We start from the raw sequence: 18,829 nt of genomic DNA, 5'->3' as shown, positions 1-18,829 counted from the left end.
CTGAAAAGTTCTGGCTTTTTTATTTTTAAATTTTAGCTCTAGAGTACTCCTATTCCAATTCTTAACTATTCTGTGGTAAGATATTACATAGTGATTTTGTACGATAAAATGCCTGAAAAAGGTAAAACTAAACAAAGGAGCTCGCTAAATGAGTAGTATAAAGATAATTCCATTTGGTGGAGTACGCGAAAATGGAAAAAATATGTACGCTGTCGAGATTGAAAACCAGATTTTCATTCTTGATGCTGGATTAAAGTACCCTGAAAATGAATTAATGGGAATTGACGTTGTTATTCCTGACTGGGAATATCTTAAGAAACGAAAAGACGATATAGTCGGTGTTTTCCTTACCCATGGACATGCTGATGCAATTGGTGCATTACCATATTTCTTAATGGATTTTGACGTTCCTGTTTTTGGTAGTGAAATGACGATTGCTTTAGCAAAATTAGCGGTCAAGGGTCATAAAGAAGTTAAAAAGTTTAATGACTTTCACGTTGTTGATGAGTCAACGGCTATTGATTTTAACGATGTTACTGTTTCTTTCTTTGCAACAACCCATACGATTCCAGAAACATTGGGGATTGTCTTGGAAACGTCTGAAGGAAACATTGTTTATACCGGTGACTTTAAGTTTGATCAAACCGCCAGCACCGGATACCAGACTGACCTTGCACGACTAGCTGAAATTGGTTCTCAAGGAGTTTTAGCGTTGTTAAGTGATTCTGCAGGAGCAGGAATTACTGGTGCCTCAGCACGTGAAAAGGATATCGGTGAATATATCCTTGAAACGTTTAAGTATCAAAAAGGGCGGATTGTTGTTGCAAGTGTCGCTTCTAACATTATGCGGGTTCAGCAAATTATCGACGCAGCTGTTAAGGTTGATCGTAAATTGGTCCTTTCAGGTGAAGATATTGAGCAGATTATTGATACTGCAATGCAATTAGGTAAATTAAAGCTTCCTAAGGATCTGCTTATTAGTATGGAAGAGGCTAATGACCTTGAACCAGATCAGGTTGTGATCTTGGAAACCGGGAAGATGGGGGAACCAATTAAGTCACTCCAGCAGATTGCTAATGGGGACAATCCGAAGTTTCATTTATCTGATAACGACTTAGTCTTTGTTACAACGACGCCTTCATATGCTCAAGAAACCGAAGTTCAAAAGACTAAGGATATGATTTATCGGACCGGAGCTGAGGTTAAGTTTATTTCAGATGATCTTAACCCATCTGGACACGCAAACCAAAATGATGAACAGTTGATGCTTAACTTTATGAAGCCTAAGTTCTTTGTTCCAATTCAAGGTGAATACCGACTATTAGATCGTCATGCAGAATTAGCTGAAGAAGTAGGTATTCCTGCAGAAAACATCTTTATTGTAAATAAGGGCGATGTCTTAACTTATAAGAATGGCAAATTCCATGTGGGTGAACACATTGATGTTGCTAATACCATGATTGACGGGACAGGAATTGGTGATATTGGTAATATCGTTTTACGTGATCGTCGAGTATTATCTGAGGATGGAATTTTTGTTGTTGTTGCAACGATTGACCGGAAGAATAAGAAAATTGTTGCTCGTCCACAAATCACGTCTCGTGGCTTTGTTTTTGTTAAAACTAACCGTCAATTGATGAAGCAAAGTGCTGACTTAGTTGAGAAGGTTGTTCAAGAGAACTTAGATCAAAAGGAATTTGATTGGGGACACCTAAAACAAGATGTTCGGGAAAAGTTAAACCGGTTCTTGTTTGATCAAACTAAACGACATCCAGTAATCCTTCCAGTAATTATGGAAGTTAACCAAAATTCACGGAAAAAGGTTAGTTCTCAGAAAAATGAAGAGAATGAGCCTAATAAACAGGAAAATAAGAAAAAAGCAAAACGGCATTCGGGTCGTGGCCGTGGGCGGAAACACCATGCCAAAAAGAATAACGCATAAGTAATACTGGAGGAAATCAGGGAGTTGGGTATTTAGGACTAAACTTCCTGGTTTCTTGATTTTAAAAGAACTGAAGGTGAAGTAAAAATGAATCCTGAACAAACAGAACAGTTTAAAAGAGCTAAGAAGCTTTTTACGGAAAATAAATGGCGTGATGCAGCGACAATTTTGTTTGATTTACAAAATGAGGTGGATGACGAACAACTTACCGAGTGGACAACGAGGGCACTGTATAATTCAAAGCAGTATAAGCTTGCCTATCAAGTTGCCACTCAGAATCCTCAAGTGTTTTCAAATGATGTGAAGTTCCTTGTTCAGGTTGGATTAAAGGCTCAGCATTTTGTTTCTACGCGAGCAATGATTTTACGCCAGCCGGAAGAGGTAATTACTGAACTGCTACCCCTTGTTCAACAGGCGGAATCGGACTATCGCCAGGAATTTAAGACAACAATTCAAAACCAACTCCGGACTTTCTATCATCTTGGTGATTACCCGCTAGAAGAGCAACGAAAGCGACTATTAGCTGCCGATCAGCTCCCACTAGCTGATTTTATGGTTGGTGCAAAGTTTCTACTTCGTGATCCATTTACCCAACAATTTGTTAAAGCTGATATTTTAAATATATTGCAACAGCTTAAATGCCAAGAGGAAATTACAATGCTGTGTATCGATCAGAAAGAGCATTTGATTATTCCTAACAATTTACCGACCGCCTATCAAAATTCTGTAATAGTTAAGTGTCAGCAAATATTAAGCAAGCGATTAGGACAAACCGACCCGCAAATCCTGAGAGCGTTACAAATTCAACTGGATCTTCAAGCAATTTTGTTGAACCCGTTAATTGATGAGGCAATCACGGATCCAGAACAGTGGGTTGATGTAATGTATAAACGAGCTACTACAGGTGAATATAGTGGTAAAAACGAACAGATTATTCATTGGCAGAAAAGACTAAATCAGTTCATTGATAAATTACAATAAAAACATGAATTAAATTATTTACAAATTGGCAGATAGTTGATATCATGTTATAGAATTCTTCTTGAGAGCCATTTGATTAATCTTTTCATTGGCGAAAAGAAGTAGTACAATATCCATAAGGGTGTGTCAGTTGTTTTTTTGAAATGACTGGCATTATACTTGTAAATTCACAGGAGGTTTTCATTAATGGCTGAAAAAGAACATTATGAACGTACAAAGCCCCATGTAAACATTGGTACTATTGGCCACGTTGACCATGGGAAGACTACTTTAACTGCTGCTATCACTAAGGTATTATCAGAAAAGGGCTTGGCTAAGGCTGAAGACTACGCTGATATCGATGCAGCTCCAGAAGAAAAGGAACGTGGTATCACTATTAACACTGCCCACGTTGAATACGAAACTGAAAAGCGTCACTATGCTCACATCGACGCTCCAGGTCACGCGGACTACGTTAAGAACATGATCACTGGTGCCGCACAAATGGATGGTGCTATCCTTGTTGTTGCCGCAACTGATGGTCCTATGCCACAAACTCGTGAACACATTCTTCTTGCCCGTCAGGTTGGTGTTCAATACATCGTTGTATTCTTGAACAAGACTGACTTGGTTGACGATGATGAATTGGTTGACTTGGTTGAAATGGAAGTTCGTGACTTACTTAGCGAATACGATTTCCCTGGTGACGATGTTCCAGTTATTCGTGGTTCTGCTCTTAAGGCACTTGAAGGTGACCCAGAACAAGAAAAGGTTATCCTTCACTTGATGGATGTTATTGATGACTACATCCCAACTCCAAAGCGTCCTACTGACAAGCCATTCATGATGCCTGTCGAAGACGTCTTCACTATTACTGGTCGTGGTACTGTTGCTTCTGGTCGTATCGACCGTGGTACTGTTAAGATCGGTGACGAAGTTGAAATCGTTGGTTTGACTGACGACGTTCTTAAGTCAACTGTTACTGGTTTGGAAATGTTCCACAAGACTCTTGATCTTGGTGAAGCTGGGGACAACGTTGGTGTATTGCTTCGTGGTATTTCACACGATCAAATCGAACGTGGTCAAGTTCTTGCTGAACCAGGTTCCATCCAAACTCACAAGAAGTTCAAGGGTGAAGTTTATGTTATGACCAAGGAAGAAGGGGGCCGTCACACTCCATTCTTCTCAAACTACCGTCCACAATTCTACTTCCACACAACTGATGTTACTGGTACTATTGAATTGCCAGATGGTGTAGAAATGGTTATGCCTGGTGATAACGTAACATTCACTGTTGAATTACAAAAGCCAGTTGCCCTTGAAAAGGGTCTTAAGTTCACTATTCGTGAAGGTGGACACACTGTTGGTGCCGGTGTTGTATCCGACATCTTAGACTAATTTAATTATTAGTTTTAGTGAGAAAAAGGTTCGGTTTCCGAACCTTTTTTGTTTTAAAATTTTTTATCTGATCGAATTTCTTGATTAGTTGCAATTACTACTTACGTACGGTAAACTAGTAGAGTATGTAAAGACCAGCCGGATTAGTGTTTGGTCAATCTGATGTATATTGGAGGAAATAAAATGTCAGCAAAATGGGAACGCGATAGCGACGCCAGTAAAGGTACTTTGACATTTGAAATCGATGTCGACACTATTAAGAAGGGACTTGACGAAGCCTTCGTAGAAACCAAGAAGAAGATTACTGTTCCAGGTTTCCGTAAGGGTCGAGTACCACGTCAAATTTTTGACCAAATGTACGGTGAAGAATCACTTTACCAAGATGCCTTAAACAAGGTATTACCACAAGCTTACAGTGATGCTGTTAAGGAAGCTGGTATTGAACCGGTTGCTCAACCACAAATTAATATCAAGAGCATGGACAAGGACCAACCTTGGGTATTAACTGCTAGTGTTGACGTTAAGCCAGAAGTAAAGCTTGGCGACTACAAGGGAATGGAAGTTCCAAAGCAAGATACTACAGTTAGTGATGCTGACGTTGACGCTGAACTTGAAAAGAAGCGTCAACAACAAGCAGAACTTGTATTAAAGGAAGACAAGCCAGCCGAAAAGGGTGACACTGTTGTTATCGACTATGAAGGTAGCATTGATGGCAAGAAGTTTGATGGTGGCTCCGCTGACAACTACTCCCTTGAATTAGGTTCAGGATCATTTATCCCTGGCTTTGAAGATCAATTGATTGGTCACAACACTGACGATGATGTTGATGTTAAGGTTACATTCCCTGAAGATTACCATGCTAAAGACTTAGCTGGTAAGGAAGCTATCTTTAAGGTAAAGGTTCACGAAATCAAGGAAAAGCAACTTCCAGAACTTGATGATGACTTTGCTAAGGATGTTGACGAAGATGTTGATACTCTTGCCGAATTAAAAGACAAGACTAAGAAGGAATTACAAGAAAACAAGGACAACCAAGCTAAGGCTGCCATTGAAGATTCAGCAATTAACGCTGCGGTTGAAAATGCCGAAATTCAAGATATTCCACAATCAATGTTGGATGAAGACACTAACCGTCAAATGCAACAATACTTAGCTGGAATGCAACAACAAGGTATTAGCCCACAAATGTACTTCCAAATCACTGGTACTAAGGAAGATGATTTGAAGAAGCAATTTGCTGCTGATGCTGAACAACGGGTTAAGACTAACTTAGTCCTTGAAGCAATCGTTGACGATGCAGACTTAGCTGCAACTGAAGATGAAATCAAGGCTGAAATTAGTGACCTTGCTAAGCAATATGGCATGAAGGAAGACCAAGTTAAGAACGCTTTGTCTGAAGACATGCTTACACATGACATTAAGATTCGGAAGGCTGTTGACTTAGTTGCTGATTCAGCTAAGCAAGTTGAAAAGGCCGATGATAAGAAGGAAGATAAGTAATCGATCCTATTATCAGTTAAATAATATTTAAACGCGAAAAGCATGGGATAAATAAACTTTTCCCATGCTTTCGTGGTTGCAAATAGGCTTCAAGAGTTCGTTTTTACTAGGCAGGCTCTTGAAGCCATTTGTATTACTGTGATATTCGTGTTAATTTAATTTTGATTATTTTTGTAAACTAATCATTCGAATTAATCAGTTAAGTTTGTTATTATTAAAGCAGTATATTTAATAGGAGGCTACAATCCATGTTTGAAGATACTAGTGGTATGGATTCAGTCCACTGTTCATTTTGTGGTAAGTCGCAAGATGAAGTAAAAAAGATTGTTGCGGGCCCGGGGGTTTACATCTGTAATGAATGTGTTGCCCTGTGCCAAGAAATTATTGACCAGGAGCTTGAAGAGGACCGTAAGAACAGTACATTTAAGGTTCCAACACCTGAAGAAATCATGAGCAAGCTTGATGACTACGTAATTGGGCAGTCTGATGCTAAAAAGACCCTTTCTGTTGCGGTTTATAACCACTATAAACGGGTTAATGCAATGACAACTGGTGATAATAATGATACCGAATTGCAAAAGAGTAACATTGCGGTAATTGGGCCAACTGGTTCGGGGAAAACTTACTTAGCTCAATCACTAGCACGGATCCTAAACGTTCCGTTTGCAATTGCTGATGCGACTACATTGACTGAAGCAGGATATGTTGGTGAAGATGTTGAAAACATTATTTTAAAGCTTCTTCAGGCTGCAAACTTCGATGTTGAAGCGGCTGAAAAAGGAATTATCTATATCGATGAAATTGATAAGATCGCGAAGAAGAGTGAAAATGTTTCAATTACCCGTGATGTTTCCGGTGAAGGTGTTCAACAGGCTCTTTTGAAGATCCTTGAAGGAACCATCGCTAATGTTCCTCCTCAAGGTGGTCGGAAACACCCTCAACAAGAATTTATTCAGGTTGATACTAAGAATATCCTGTTTATTGTCGGTGGTGCATTTGATGGGATTGAGACGATTGTTAAGGAACGTCTTGGCGATAAGACAATCGGTTTTGGGACTAACTCCGACGAAGCCGCTAATGTTACCGAAAAGAATATTTTGCAACACGTTATTCCTGAAGATCTATTAAAATTCGGGTTGATTCCAGAATTTATTGGTCGGCTCCCAGTAATGACAGCATTACAAAAGCTTGATGAGGACGATCTTGTCCGGATTTTAACTGAACCGAAGAACGCACTTGTTAAGCAGTACCAAGAATTAATTCGTCTTGATGGCAGTCAGTTGACTTTTACCGATGGAGCATTACGTGCAATGGCTCAATTAGCAATTAAGCGAAATACTGGTGCTCGGGGTCTTCGTTCGATTATTGAAGGCGTTATGCGTGATGTGATGTTTGATTTGCCAAGCCGAAAGGACGTTGAAAAGGTAATTATCGACAAGCGTTGTGTAACTCAACACACGGAGCCACGATACGTTATGAAAGGCGAAAAGGAAGCTTCATAATTTAAGAAAGGTGAGTGCAAGGCAGTGCAAGTCAATAATGTTGATTTAACGATCAGTGCGGTAGAATCTAAACAATACCCTGCAACTAACTATCCGGAGATTGCGCTTGTTGGTCGGTCGAACGTCGGTAAATCGTCATTAACCAATGTCCTCATTAACCGACGAAACTTTGCGCATACATCTAGCCAGCCGGGGAAAACACAAACATTAAACTTCTATAATGTGGAAGATGAACTATACTTTGTTGATGTTCCCGGTTATGGCTACGCAAAAGTTTCCAAAAAGGAACGGGAACGATTTGGTAAGATGATTGAGGAATACTTAACAACACGTCAACAATTACGTGGTGTTATTCAATTGGTTGATGGTCGGCATAAACCGACAGCTGATGATGTTTCAATGTATCAGTGGCTTGCTTATTATGATATTCCGACCCTAATTGTTGGGACGAAGATTGATAAGGTTAAGCCAAATGCTCGAAATCGGGTAAAAAATGATATTAGCAAAACGCTGGACTTAACACCTAAGACACCATTGATATTATTCTCTGCTGTTAAAAAGCAGGGGAAGGATCAAGTGTGGAATTGGATTGAACAGCGAATTGGGGAGGAACAAAATTAATGGATTTCGATCAATACCAAAATGCGGCAAAACGGACGCTCTATGGTAATGAACAAGTATTAACTAATTGTGCGTTGGGGTTAGCTGGCGAATCTGGCCAAGTAGTTGACCTGGTAAAGAACTATACATTCCGTGGTCGCAAATTAGATCGTCAACAACTTATTCATGAAATGGGTGATGTTCTTTGGTACCTTTCACAAATTGCCGAATGGGCTGATATTCCGTTTGATGAAGTTGCTAAGACTAATATTAATGAATTAAATAAACGCTATCCACAAGGGTTTAAAAAACAGGATTAATTAATAGTAAAGCGGCAAGAGTGGTCTCAACTAACACCATTCTTGCCGCTTTACTTATTACTTGTTATTATTTTCCTTTTTGGCTGTTTCTTTATCTTTTTCAGGATCTTTGGGTTGCTTCTTCGTCTTTTTGGGATCAACCGCAAATTGATCAAACAGCTTGTCTAATTGCGTACTGCGTCGGGTAACAAGTCCCATTTTCAACATCCTCCTCTAGTTTTTTCATACTCTAGCATAAAAAGGGTCGAAAGTACAATTATCTGGACAGATCCTTTGCGTTGTTCCTTTGATTTAACGTATAATTAATACTTAGCAATTTAAGTGGAGGAATTTTTATGGCAAGTGAACACCTTGAACATAAACTGGCATTATTACCGGATAAGCCTGGTTGTTATTTGATGAAGAATATTAACGATCAGATTATCTATGTCGGCAAAGCCAAAAACTTAAAGAATCGGGTTCGCTCTTACTTTAAGAGTTCTCATACGGGAAAAGTGGCGAAAATGGTTTCCGAGATTGCTGATTTTGAAACGATCGTGACCTCAACAAATAAGGAATCATTTTTACTGGAAATTACATTAATTCAAAAGCACCAACCCTACTTTAATATTAGGTTAAAACGAGGAACTGGTTATCCGTACATCAAGATTACCAATGAACGGGATCCGCGGACAATGATTACGGGGCAGGTAAAGAAGGATGGTGCTTATTACTTTGGCCCTTATCCAAACGTTTATGCTGCTGAAGAAACCCTTCATTTCATTCAGAAAGTATATCCTCTGCGGCGCTGTAATGGCTACCAAAATCGACCGTGTTTGTATTACCACATGGGACAATGTCTTGGTGCCTGCTTTAAAACTGTCCCTCGTGAAGAATACGATGAGCAGATTAAGCGGATTAAGTCTTTCTTAAACGGGAATACAGCGACTGTGAAGCGTCGGTTAACCAAGCAAATGGATGAAGCAGCAGCAAATTTAGAGTTTGAACGTGCAGCTGAGATTCGCGATCAGTTACACTATATTAAAGTAACGGTTGAAAAGCAGAAGATTATTTCTAACGATAAGACACCGCGAGATCTCTTTAATTTCTATATGGATAAGGGTTGGTTGTCTATCCAAGTGTTCTTTATTCGTCAGGCGCGCTTAATGAAGCGGGAAAAACGGTTATTTCCGGTTGTTGATACTGATATCGAAGAAATGACTAGTTTTATTCTGCAATTCTACAATCGCCGAAATAATGTTTTACCAAAAGAAATTCTTCTGCCGCATGGACTCCCGAACAAAGAAATTAGTGAAATCTTAGGAGTACCAGTAAGAACGCCCGTACGGGGAGAAAAACGTGATTTAATGGCGATGGCACGTGAAAATGCCCAACTATCACTTGATGAAAAGTTCCGGCTCCTTGAACTTGATACCAAGAAGACAACTGGCGCAATGAAAGAAATTACTGATGCGTTAGGATTACCGGAAGGACATAAGATTGAAGCCTTTGATCACTCACATATCCAAGGAGCTGACCCGGTTAGTGCAATGGTTGTTTTTGTTGACGGGGAACCAGCGAAGAAACTTTATCGAAAATATAAACTGAAGAGTGTAATTAATCATGCTGATGAAGCTGCTAGTACGCGAGAGGTAATTCGTCGCCGTTATTCACGACTACTGAAGGAAAATAAGCCAATGCCTGACATGATCTTCATGGATGGTGGTGAAATTCAAATGAACGCGGTTAAAGATGTGCTTGAAAACGAACTCGGCTTGGATATTCCAGTAGTTGGAATGGTTAAAAATGATAAGCATAAAACAGCGGATCTCCTTTTTGGTGACCAAGACGAACATATTAATTTGAATCCGCGGAGTCAGGGCTTTTACCTTGTTCAACGGATTCAAGATGAGGTTCACCGCTTCGCAATTACTTTCCACCGGCGAGTTCATGCTCGTCATTCGATGGCCTCACGATTGGATGCGATTAAGGGGGTCGGACCACGGACCCGGACAAAGCTGCTGCAAAAATATGGTTCAATTACCAAAATCGCTGCAGCCCCAGTCGAGGATATTCATTCGTTAGGAATTAACATGAAGACTGCCCAGCTAATTAAAGTTTCTCTTCAAGGAAACGCCGAAATAGCTAAGGGTAGTAGTCATGATTGATTTTGACGCTGGTAATTTTTTCCAATATACTTGTAATTAGAACAGAAGAACGGAGAAATCAACTTATGAATACTTTTGTTGATCAAATTAAAATTGAAGCTCATGCCGGAAAAGGTGGGAACGGAATGGTTTCCTTTCGGCGTGAAAAATATGTCCCTAATGGTGGACCATCCGGTGGTGATGGTGGCCATGGCGGTAATATCGTACTGAAAGTTGATGAAGGACTAAGAACCTTGATGGACTTTCGCTATCACCGGATTTTTAAAGCAAAAAATGGTGGCAACGGGATGAGTAAGCAGATGACCGGTCCTAGTGCAGAAGACACTGTTATTAGCGTGCCTCAAGGGACAACGGTTCGAGACTTGGATACCGGTAAGATTATTGGTGACCTTGTTGAGAATGGTCAGACTTTAGTAGTCGCCAAGGGTGGCCGTGGCGGTCGCGGTAATATTCACTTTGCCAGTGCGAAAAACCCGGCTCCTGAAATTGCCGAAAATGGTGAGCCTGGGCAGGATCGGTACCTGGAACTCGAATTGAAGATGCTTGCTGATGTCGGCTTAGTTGGTTTTCCATCAGTTGGTAAGTCGACCCTATTGTCCGTCGTTACTGGCGCTAAGCCTAAAATTGCGGCCTATGAATTTACTACATTAGTCCCTAACTTAGGGATGGTTCTATTGCCTGATGGCCGTGACTTTGCAATGGCTGACATGCCAGGGTTGATCGAAGGGGCTTCTAAAGGTGTTGGCCTCGGTTTAAAGTTCCTTCGTCATATTGAACGGACGCGGGTGCTTCTTCACTTAGTCGATATGAGTAGTGATGATCCAAAGCAAGCGATTGAGCGATTTAAGAAGATTAATCATGAATTGGCTAACTACGATCCAGAACTTTTGAAGCGACCACAAATTGTTGTTGCAACGAAGATGGACTTGCCAAATGCTGAAAAGAATCTAGCCGCCTTTAAGAAAGACTTGGCAGCTGATAAGACACTCGCAAAGCAGCCTGAGATTTTTCCAATTTCGGCAGTTACTCATCAGGGAGTTCAACAACTAATGCAATTGACTGCTGACCTGCTCGATAAGACGCCAGCATTCGATAGTGAAAGTCATGACGAACAACTTGAGGCAACTTACAAGGCTGAAGCACCAGAAAAAGATCAGGCCGCCTTTACCATTAGCCGTGATGAAGATGGTACATGGGTTCTTGGCGGTGAAAAACTTCTCCGCTTATTCAAGATGACCGATCTGACCCATGAAGAAAGTCAATTGCGATTTGCTCGTCAGCTTCGTCATATGGGGGTTGATGAAGCATTACGGGCTAAGGGAATTCAAGACGGTGATACTGTCCGAATCGATAAATTTGTCTTTGAATTTGTACAATAATAAATAAAAATCAGAAGGAATTGAGGAAAAAGCATGCAGCTTGAATTTTTAGGAACTGGAGCCGGCTCACCAAGTAAGCAGCGAAACGTTACTAGTGTTGCCTTGAAATTATTAGAAGAGTTAAATGAAATTTGGTTATTTGATGCAGGTGAAGCAACCCAACACCAAATTCTTCACACGACGATTCGTCCAAGAAAGGTAACAAAGATCTTTATTACGCATCTTCACGGCGACCATATTTTCGGTTTACCAGGATTCTTAAGTTCACGGTCATTTCAGGGGGGAAATGAGCCGTTAACAATTTATGGACCGGTGGGAATTAAAAAGTTTGTGATGACGGCCCTTCAGGTGAGTGAATCACGACTAAGTTATCCTCTGAAATTCGTTGAGATTGATCATAGTCAAGAATTATTTAACGAACGCGGCTTTAAAGTAACAACGATGTCACTTGACCATAAGATTGCTTGCTACGGCTACCGGATTGAAGAGGCTGATCATCCTGGTGAGCTGCAAGTAGATAAGCTACGTCAAGATAATATTCCTTCTGGGCCAATCTACGGTCAATTAAAAGCTGGAAAGACAGTTAAGCTTGACGATGGTAGAGTAATTGATGGGAAGAACTATATTGGAAAGCCGCAACCAGGGCGAATTATCGCAATTCTTGGCGACACACGGCAAACGCCTAACGCGGTAGTCCTTGCTCATAAAGCGGACGTCCTCGTGCATGAAAGTACGTTTGCTAAAAATGAAGCCAAAATGGCTCACAATTACTATCACTCAACGAGTCTCCAAGCGGCAGAGGTTGCTAAGCAGGCAGGTGCAAAGAAGTTATTGTTGACCCATATTTCAGCACGGTATACGGGAAAAGCAGCATATCAGTTAGCATACCAGGTTCGTGATGTCGTACCAGACACTAGAGTAGTAAATGACTTTGATGTGATTGATGTTCCATTTAAGAAATAAGTAGACTAGCAAGGAGGTCCTTAAAATGAAAAAGAGGTTTAAGCAGCTACGGTTCTTAAAAAACAAGGTAGTCTTAATAACCGGTGGCGATAGTGGAATCGGCAAGGCATTGGCTCTTGAAGCAGCACGTCGGGGAGCAATTGTGATTGTGGTAGCACGTGATAAGAAGCGCCTAGAAAAAGTTGCTAACCAGTGCTTGATTTTATCTGGTCGTCCTGCCTTTTCTTACCAGTTAGATGTTACTGATCCTGACCAAATCGATGCTGTTTTGTCCCAAATTCAGCACGAGGTTGGTGGGATTGATGCCCTTGTTAACTCAGCTGGTCTGGGCGATTTCTCACCAGCAACTGGGGAATCGTTCGCAACGCTTAAACGAATGACTGATGTTAACCTCCTTGCTCTAATGTACATTAGTCGTTGTGTTGCCCGCCAAATGATGGATCAGGGCTATGGGGCAATTATCAATCTTGGTTCAATGGCAGGAAAGATTCCAACACCTAATAGTGCAGCTTACTCCGCCACTAAAGCAGGAGTTAATCAGTTTGACAATGTCTTACGAATGGAAGTTGCTGACTATGGTGTTCAAGTCTTAACGGTTAATCCTGGTCCGATTGATACCCCATTTTTTGAAAAGGCGGATACTCAGGGAAAGTATCGTGCACACTTGCCAAAGTGGATGTTTATTTCCCCAGATAAGCTTGCTGAACAAATTTTGGATAATGTTGGCTACAAGACACGGGAAATTAATCTTCCGGGCTATGTAACCTGCCTAAGCTGGGTATATGGAATTATTCCTGGTCTCGGTGATTGGGCAATCAAGAAGTTTTTTGATTTTCAGCAAAACAAGAAGGAACTATAATTAACTCTCCAGGCAATGGGGTGGGACGATAAAAATTGTCAGTCTCACTCCTCTCTTGATTTTAAAAACGAATGGTGATTTGAATGGTAGAAGCAAAGTATGATTGGCAACGAATAGCAGCGCCAGATAAGCAAATAGTGGAGCAGCTAAGTCAAGAATTAGGGATTAATCCTGTAATTGCACGCTTGTTAGCAGAACGGGGAATTACTACTCCAGAAGAGGCTCATAGTTTTATTCAACCATCAATGCAAGCAGTTCATGATCCACACCAGCTTCATGACATGGATAAGGCTGTTGAACGGATTCAAGAAGCGGTAGCAGCGGGGGAACAAATAACTGTTTACGGTGATTATGATGCTGATGGGATTACCAGTACTGCCCTAATGTATGAAGTCCTGCAGGATGTTGGTGCTAACGTTAATTATTATGTTCCTAACCGTTTCCGTGACGGTTATGGGCCAAACGCAGAAGCATATCAGAAAATAATCGATCAGGGAACCAAATTGATCATCACCGTTGATAACGGGGTAAGCGGTAAGGCGGTAATTGATCCGGTAGTTAAGCAGGGGATTGACGTTATTGTAACGGACCACCATGAGATGCCCGAAGACTTGCCTGATGCTTACGCGATTGTGCACCCGCGTTATCCGGGAAGTAATTATCCATTTGCCGATCTATCTGGGGTTGGCGTAGCGTTTAAGGTAGCGTGGGCGTTGCTGGATGAATTTCCAGAAGAATTGCTTGATCTAGTTGCAATTGGTGAAATTGCTGATGTCGTTAGTGTTAGTGATGAGAATCGGCCATTAATTATGATGGGGATTCAAGAACTTCGTCAGGGGATGCGTCCGGGACTACATGCGCTAGTTAAAGAAGTAGGGATTAGTGAACAGTCCTTGACCGACCAGGATATTGGTTTTGTAATTGCGCCGCGGTTAAACGCGTTAGGGCGGATCGCTGATGCTAATGAGGGCGTTGAACTATTAACAACCCTTGATGAGGATCGTGCAACTAAATTGGCAAAGGCTGTTGAACAAGCAAACAGCAAGCGACAAGAACTGGTAAATGAGATCATGGGAGAGGCTCAGCAGCAGGTTGATCGATTGCCTCAGGATCAGCCGGTATTGTTGGTGGTTGGTCATGATTGGCACCAAGGAGTTTTAGGAATTGTTGCTAGTCGTTTAATGGACCAAACAGGGAAACCAACCATTGTAGCAAGTACGAATGACGACCAGAAAATTGCTAAGGGCTCTGGTCGAAGCGTAGATGGTTTTAACTTATTTGCTGCCTTGGATGGTCACCGGGATCTGATGACTTCATTCGGTGGTCATCCGGCTGCTTGTGGTTTGAGCTTTGAGACTGAGAATAGTGAAAAATTACGGAATGTCTTGCTTCATGAGGCAGAAAATCAGCATTTCGATGGACAAAAAAAGCAGCCATTGAAAATTGCCGCTTCAATTAGCCCTGCTGAGGTAAGTATGCAATTATATGATCAACTCGTAAGCCTTTCCCCATTTGGCCCGGGGAATGAACAGCCAGTCTTTGAATTACAACCGGACCAAATTAATAGCATTGTCACTATGGGGAAAGATAACTCACACCTGAAATTTATGGTGGGCGACCAGCAGTCCCAGGTAACGGTAATTGCGTTTGGTAAGGGAAAACTTGCGGCAGTTTTAAGAGCAGCAATGGCAAACCAAATTAAGCTGGCAGTAAAAATCTCAATTAATGAGTGGCGGGGAAAACGAACGGTTCAGCTGATGTTGGAGGATATTAGTATTGATAGTCCAGTAATCATTGATCAGCGAACCAATAAGCTAAATCCACAACTCTTTAATGAGGCAGGATATTATGTTGCATTTGATAAAAAGCTTCGCGATAATATTCAACCACATTTACCAGAGGGGAGTGCATTATCACCTGACGAAGCAGCTCAGACTGACTTTTCTGCTCAACGAGTAACGATTGTTGATTGTCCATCAACCCTCGAAGAATTTGAAAAGTTATTTAGCAACGATCAGCAGGCACCCTCAATGATTCGGCTACTGCTTTTCCAGCCCCACAGCGTTTATTTAAGCGGGATGCCCGTTCGGGACGAATTTGCCCGTTTGTATCGGCTAGTAGTGAGAACAACTCAAATTGACTTAAACCGGCAATTAAATCAGTTGAGTACTCGACTAAAAATTAATGCTGAACGATTAATTTTTATGTTAAGAGTGTTTTCTGCGGCCGGATTTGTTACAATAAAAGATGGTATTTTAAAACCTGTCAGTGACGTAAACAAAACTGACATAAAAGAAACAAACCCATACCAGCGGCGCGTTGCTCAATATCAGGCAGAACAAGTGCTGTTATTTAGTGATAGCAAGGCTTTGGCAAAGTGGGTATTGAACTGTCTAAACATACATTAAAGGAGATAATTTTTTCTTATGACTTTAGACCTCTACAAGTACGTTGCGAGTGTTCCAGATTTTCCTGAAAAGGGTGTAATTTTTCGGGACATTTTGCCATTAATGGCGAATGGTGCAGCGTTTAAGCAAGCAACTGACGAACTTTGTGAATACGCCAAGGATAAAAAGGTTGATATGGTTGTTGGTCCGGAAGCACGGGGCTTTATCGTTGGTTGCCCAATCGCTCGTGAATTACAAGTTGGATTTGCACCAGCGCGAAAAAAGGGCAAGCTTCCCCGGAAAGCCATTAGTGCAACCTATGATCTAGAATACGGAGAAGCAACCCTTCAAATGGAAGCCGATTCAATTAAGCCAGGCCAACGGGTATTAGTTGTTGATGACCTTTTAGCTACGGGTGGTACCATTTCCGCAACTATTAAAATGGTTGAGGAACTTGGTGGAATCGTCGTTGGTTGTGCCTTCTTAATCGAATTGAAAGATCTCCATGGTCGGGAAAAGATTAAAGACTATGATATGAAAGCATTAATGGAATTTTAGTATCAAAAATAGGGGTATTTATTAATGATTTTCTTGATTGTTTTTGGTGGCTTAATGTTAATCTTAGGTGGTTTTTACCTTGCTAATTCATGGCAACAATACCGTGAATGGAAGGGTGGAACGATCATCGTTGTTCTTAGCTTAGCTGCTGTAATATACGGTGTAATTAACCTTCCAGCATTTAACCGGAGTAAGCAGCATTCTTCATCCGAAGCCCAATCTTCTCAGGTTACAAGCAATAGCGGGAGTATGTCATCATTTTCTAATAAGGCTAATATTGGTTCAGGGACCGGTTCAGCTTCTCAAGAAAATAAGGAAATGGCAATTTTACGGCAGCTCCAAAAGGGATATTCCAAATTTGGCGATGTTTCTTTTGACAGTAAGACCAAGACCTACAAAGTAACGCCAACAGACGATGATACTGTTAATGCTCTTAAGCAGCTAGCTCAAGACCCTAGTCAGGCTGAACAAATGGGCTGGAGTAAGTTAACAAGTTCTTTCAAGAAAAACTCTAAGGATATTGATAAGGCAATCGGGGATGACTACTCACTCAGTATCATGAATCCTGCCGATGATAGTCAAGCTATGTACACGGCAAAGAATGGCAAGACAACCTATGATATTGCAAATCAATAATTATCTTTACTGTAGAACACAATTTTGATACAATTTGGTTGTTCGGTTTTATTCTGAATAACCAATCATGGAGAGTTGGCAGAGTGGTAATGCACCGGACTCGAAATCCGGCGAACCCGTGTAGAGCGGGCGCGCAGGTTCAAATCCTGTACTCTCCTTTTTATAATAAAGAGAACCCTCGATATATAAGGGTTCTCTTTTTTTGTACATCAAATCATCACTTTTTAATTTTTGTGTGAAATAGAAGGTGATATCTTATCTAAGATAACGATTAACCTCGTTATTTTGGGATTCCTTGTAAAAAAGAAAAATTGCTCACACTTTACAAACCCATTAATTAAGAGTACAGTGTTTAATATTAAAAATTAATGAGAAAGGAGCGGGAAGATGGATGACCAAGCAAAAATTGCCTTATTACAAAAGGTAATTCAGTTTAATACCGTTAATGGCAATGAACAACCTTTGGCCGAATATTTGAAAGAGGTGCTTGCCCAACATCATATTGATAGTCAATTGGTTAAGTTTGCGGATAATCGAACATGCTTAGTAGCTGAGATCGGTGATCAACCGGGGAAAGTGCTGGCTTTTGCTGGTCACATGGACACGGTAGCAACCGGTGATCCAGCAAAATGGAAATACCCGCCTTTCTCAGGAGAAATCGTCAATGGTAATATTTACGGTCGTGGCTCGGTGGACATGAAAGGCGGTCTAACAGCGATGGTCATTAGCTTAATTCAAATGAAGGAAGCAGGACTGCCCAAACATGGTAAAGTTCGTTTGCTCCTTTCGGTTGATGAAGAAGTTGGTGGTCAGGGATCGATGCTGTTAACGCAAAAAGGATACGCTGATGATTTGGATGCCATGGTCATGGGTGAGGCAAGCTCAAACCAGCTTGAGTATGCTCACTGTGGTTCGTTTGATTATGAAATTGAATCATTTGGTAAGACGGCGCACAGTTCACGTCCTGATTTATGCATTAACGCGGTAGCAAACTTGGCACGATTTATTGATGGTGAACGAACTGCCTTTGCTGATGCTCAACCGAGTCCCGTTCTTGGTAAGGTGATTCACTCGGTAACCGTCTTCCACGGTGGTGACCAGTTAAATTCGATTCCGGATTATGCTTACTTGAAGGGAAATGTGCGGACAGTTCCTGAATGTGATAATGAAGAGACGCAAGCACGATTGCAAAAGATTATTGATCAGCTGAATAAGCAGGGTGCTCAGCTACGCCTTAAAGTAGTTGCTAGCTTTGCGCCAGTCGTAACTGATCCGCATGATCCGTTCATCAATCTTGTTAGTGATGCGGTTGCGGCTACCAAGGGAAGTAAGCCAAAAGTGGTTGTTTCTCACGGGGCAACCGATGCTTCTCTTTATTCGTTAGCTGAAAGGCCGTTTTCGTTTGTTGAGTATGGGCCAGGGGATGATCGCCAATCTCACCAGATTAATGAACACCTTTTAGTTGATGATTTTCTACAGGCACCGACGATTTATCAAAAGATTGCTGAAAAATTTCTAATTTAATTTTAATAAATTTGTTGACTTTATAAGAAATTAGACTATAGTAATAACCAATATTCAAAAACGATCAACAGAATTAGTACTAGGGAATTTTGTTTAGAGAGTTAGCGATTGATGGAATGCTAACCAAATGACTCTAGGAAACACATCTGCTAGT

16 protein-coding genes, 1 tRNA gene and 1 other annotated feature (1 of these 18 only partly in view) are annotated in these 18,829 nt (G+C 41.0%); of the genes, 16 read left to right on the top strand and 1 reads right to left on the bottom strand.

The genetic code is table 11. The features are described 5' to 3' along the window. Positions 1-148: 148 nt before the first annotated feature. The 7 genes from HUK49_RS02875 to HUK49_RS02845 all read left to right on the top strand — a co-directional run bounded on the left by HUK49_RS02875 (position 149) and on the right by HUK49_RS02845 (position 8,222). Positions 149-1,942, top strand: coding sequence for a ribonuclease J (locus HUK49_RS02875; protein ID WP_191912586.1), 1,794 nt, complete (start codon positions 149-151; stop codon positions 1,940-1,942). 87 nt (positions 1,943-2,029) lie between these two features. Then, positions 2,030-2,923, top strand: a complete 894-nt coding sequence (locus HUK49_RS02870; protein WP_191912585.1) for a hypothetical protein — start codon at positions 2,030-2,032, stop codon at positions 2,921-2,923. A 186-nt stretch (positions 2,924-3,109) separates the two neighbouring features. Next, positions 3,110-4,300 carry an elongation factor Tu gene (gene tuf / locus HUK49_RS02865; protein WP_102169071.1) on the top strand — a complete coding sequence of 397 codons (1,191 nt, stop codon included), beginning with the start codon at positions 3,110-3,112 and terminating at the stop codon, positions 4,298-4,300. Between the two features lie 183 nt (positions 4,301-4,483). Continuing rightward, entirely contained in the window at positions 4,484-5,800 is a 1,317-nt protein-coding gene (tig, locus tag HUK49_RS02860) for a trigger factor (protein WP_191912584.1), read from the top strand. Between the two features lie 248 nt (positions 5,801-6,048). Beyond that, complete coding sequence (clpX, locus tag HUK49_RS02855) at positions 6,049-7,302, top strand: ATP-dependent Clp protease ATP-binding subunit ClpX (protein ID WP_098044646.1); 1,254 nt, start codon at positions 6,049-6,051, stop codon at positions 7,300-7,302. A gap of 24 nt (positions 7,303-7,326) precedes the next feature. Beyond that, the gene (gene yihA / locus HUK49_RS02850) at positions 7,327-7,923 is read left to right on the top strand and encodes a ribosome biogenesis GTP-binding protein YihA/YsxC (protein WP_191912583.1); all 597 of its coding nucleotides are present in this window, start codon (positions 7,327-7,329) and stop codon (positions 7,921-7,923) included. Then, the gene (locus tag HUK49_RS02845; protein WP_003716887.1) at positions 7,923-8,222 is read left to right on the top strand and encodes a nucleoside triphosphate pyrophosphohydrolase family protein; all 300 of its coding nucleotides are present in this window, start codon (positions 7,923-7,925) and stop codon (positions 8,220-8,222) included. The genes yihA and HUK49_RS02845 overlap by 1 nt, the downstream gene beginning before the upstream one ends. A 57-nt stretch (positions 8,223-8,279) precedes the next feature. On the opposite strand, the gene HUK49_RS02840 is transcribed toward HUK49_RS02845, so the two are convergent. Beyond that, a complete protein-coding gene (locus tag HUK49_RS02840) occupies positions 8,280-8,420 on the bottom strand; it encodes an SPJ_0845 family protein (protein WP_191912582.1) in 141 nt (46 codons plus the stop codon). Between the two features lie 137 nt (positions 8,421-8,557). Between HUK49_RS02840 and uvrC the strand changes: the two genes are divergently transcribed. From uvrC to HUK49_RS02795, 9 genes are all read left to right on the top strand, one after another. Continuing rightward, positions 8,558-10,369: an excinuclease ABC subunit UvrC gene (uvrC, locus tag HUK49_RS02835; protein WP_191912581.1), complete on the top strand. Its 1,812-nt coding sequence runs from the start codon at positions 8,558-8,560 to the stop codon at positions 10,367-10,369. Positions 10,370-10,434: 65 nt separating this feature from the next. Then, positions 10,435-11,748 (top strand): GTPase ObgE, encoded by a 1,314-nt coding sequence (obgE, locus tag HUK49_RS02830; RefSeq protein ID WP_098044643.1) that lies wholly within the window; start codon positions 10,435-10,437, stop codon positions 11,746-11,748. Between the two features lie 33 nt (positions 11,749-11,781). Continuing rightward, positions 11,782-12,711, top strand: a complete 930-nt coding sequence (gene rnz, locus HUK49_RS02825) for a ribonuclease Z (protein WP_191912580.1) — start codon at positions 11,782-11,784, stop codon at positions 12,709-12,711. A 25-nt stretch (positions 12,712-12,736) separates the two neighbouring features. Beyond that, positions 12,737-13,570: an SDR family NAD(P)-dependent oxidoreductase gene (locus HUK49_RS02820; RefSeq protein ID WP_191912579.1), complete on the top strand. Its 834-nt coding sequence runs from the start codon at positions 12,737-12,739 to the stop codon at positions 13,568-13,570. 83 nt (positions 13,571-13,653) lie between these two features. After that, positions 13,654-15,978 (top strand): single-stranded-DNA-specific exonuclease RecJ, encoded by a 2,325-nt coding sequence (gene recJ / locus HUK49_RS02815; protein WP_191912578.1) that lies wholly within the window; start codon positions 13,654-13,656, stop codon positions 15,976-15,978. Between the two features lie 18 nt (positions 15,979-15,996). Further along, on the top strand, positions 15,997-16,515 hold the full coding sequence (locus tag HUK49_RS02810; RefSeq protein ID WP_191912577.1) for an adenine phosphoribosyltransferase: 519 nt from the start codon (positions 15,997-15,999) through the stop codon (positions 16,513-16,515). A 24-nt stretch (positions 16,516-16,539) separates the two neighbouring features. Continuing rightward, entirely contained in the window at positions 16,540-17,151 is a 612-nt protein-coding gene (locus tag HUK49_RS02805; RefSeq protein WP_003716895.1) for a DUF308 domain-containing protein, read from the top strand. A 69-nt stretch (positions 17,152-17,220) separates the two neighbouring features. Further along, positions 17,221-17,309: transfer RNA gene (locus HUK49_RS02800), tRNA-Ser, on the top strand. Positions 17,310-17,538: 229 nt separating this feature from the next. Then, positions 17,539-18,675, top strand: a complete 1,137-nt coding sequence (locus tag HUK49_RS02795) for an ArgE/DapE family deacylase (protein WP_191912576.1) — start codon at positions 17,539-17,541, stop codon at positions 18,673-18,675. A gap of 54 nt (positions 18,676-18,729) precedes the next feature. Further along, positions 18,730-18,829: a binding site (T-box leader), on the top strand; it runs 239 nt beyond the window's last position.

The sequence above is a fragment of the Limosilactobacillus portuensis genome (assembly GCF_014838735.1).
Classification (GTDB): Bacteria; Bacillota; Bacilli; order Lactobacillales; family Lactobacillaceae; genus Limosilactobacillus; species Limosilactobacillus portuensis.
The sequence above is the reverse complement of the archived record's forward strand: the minus strand, read 5'-3'. Positions and strand labels throughout refer to the sequence as shown.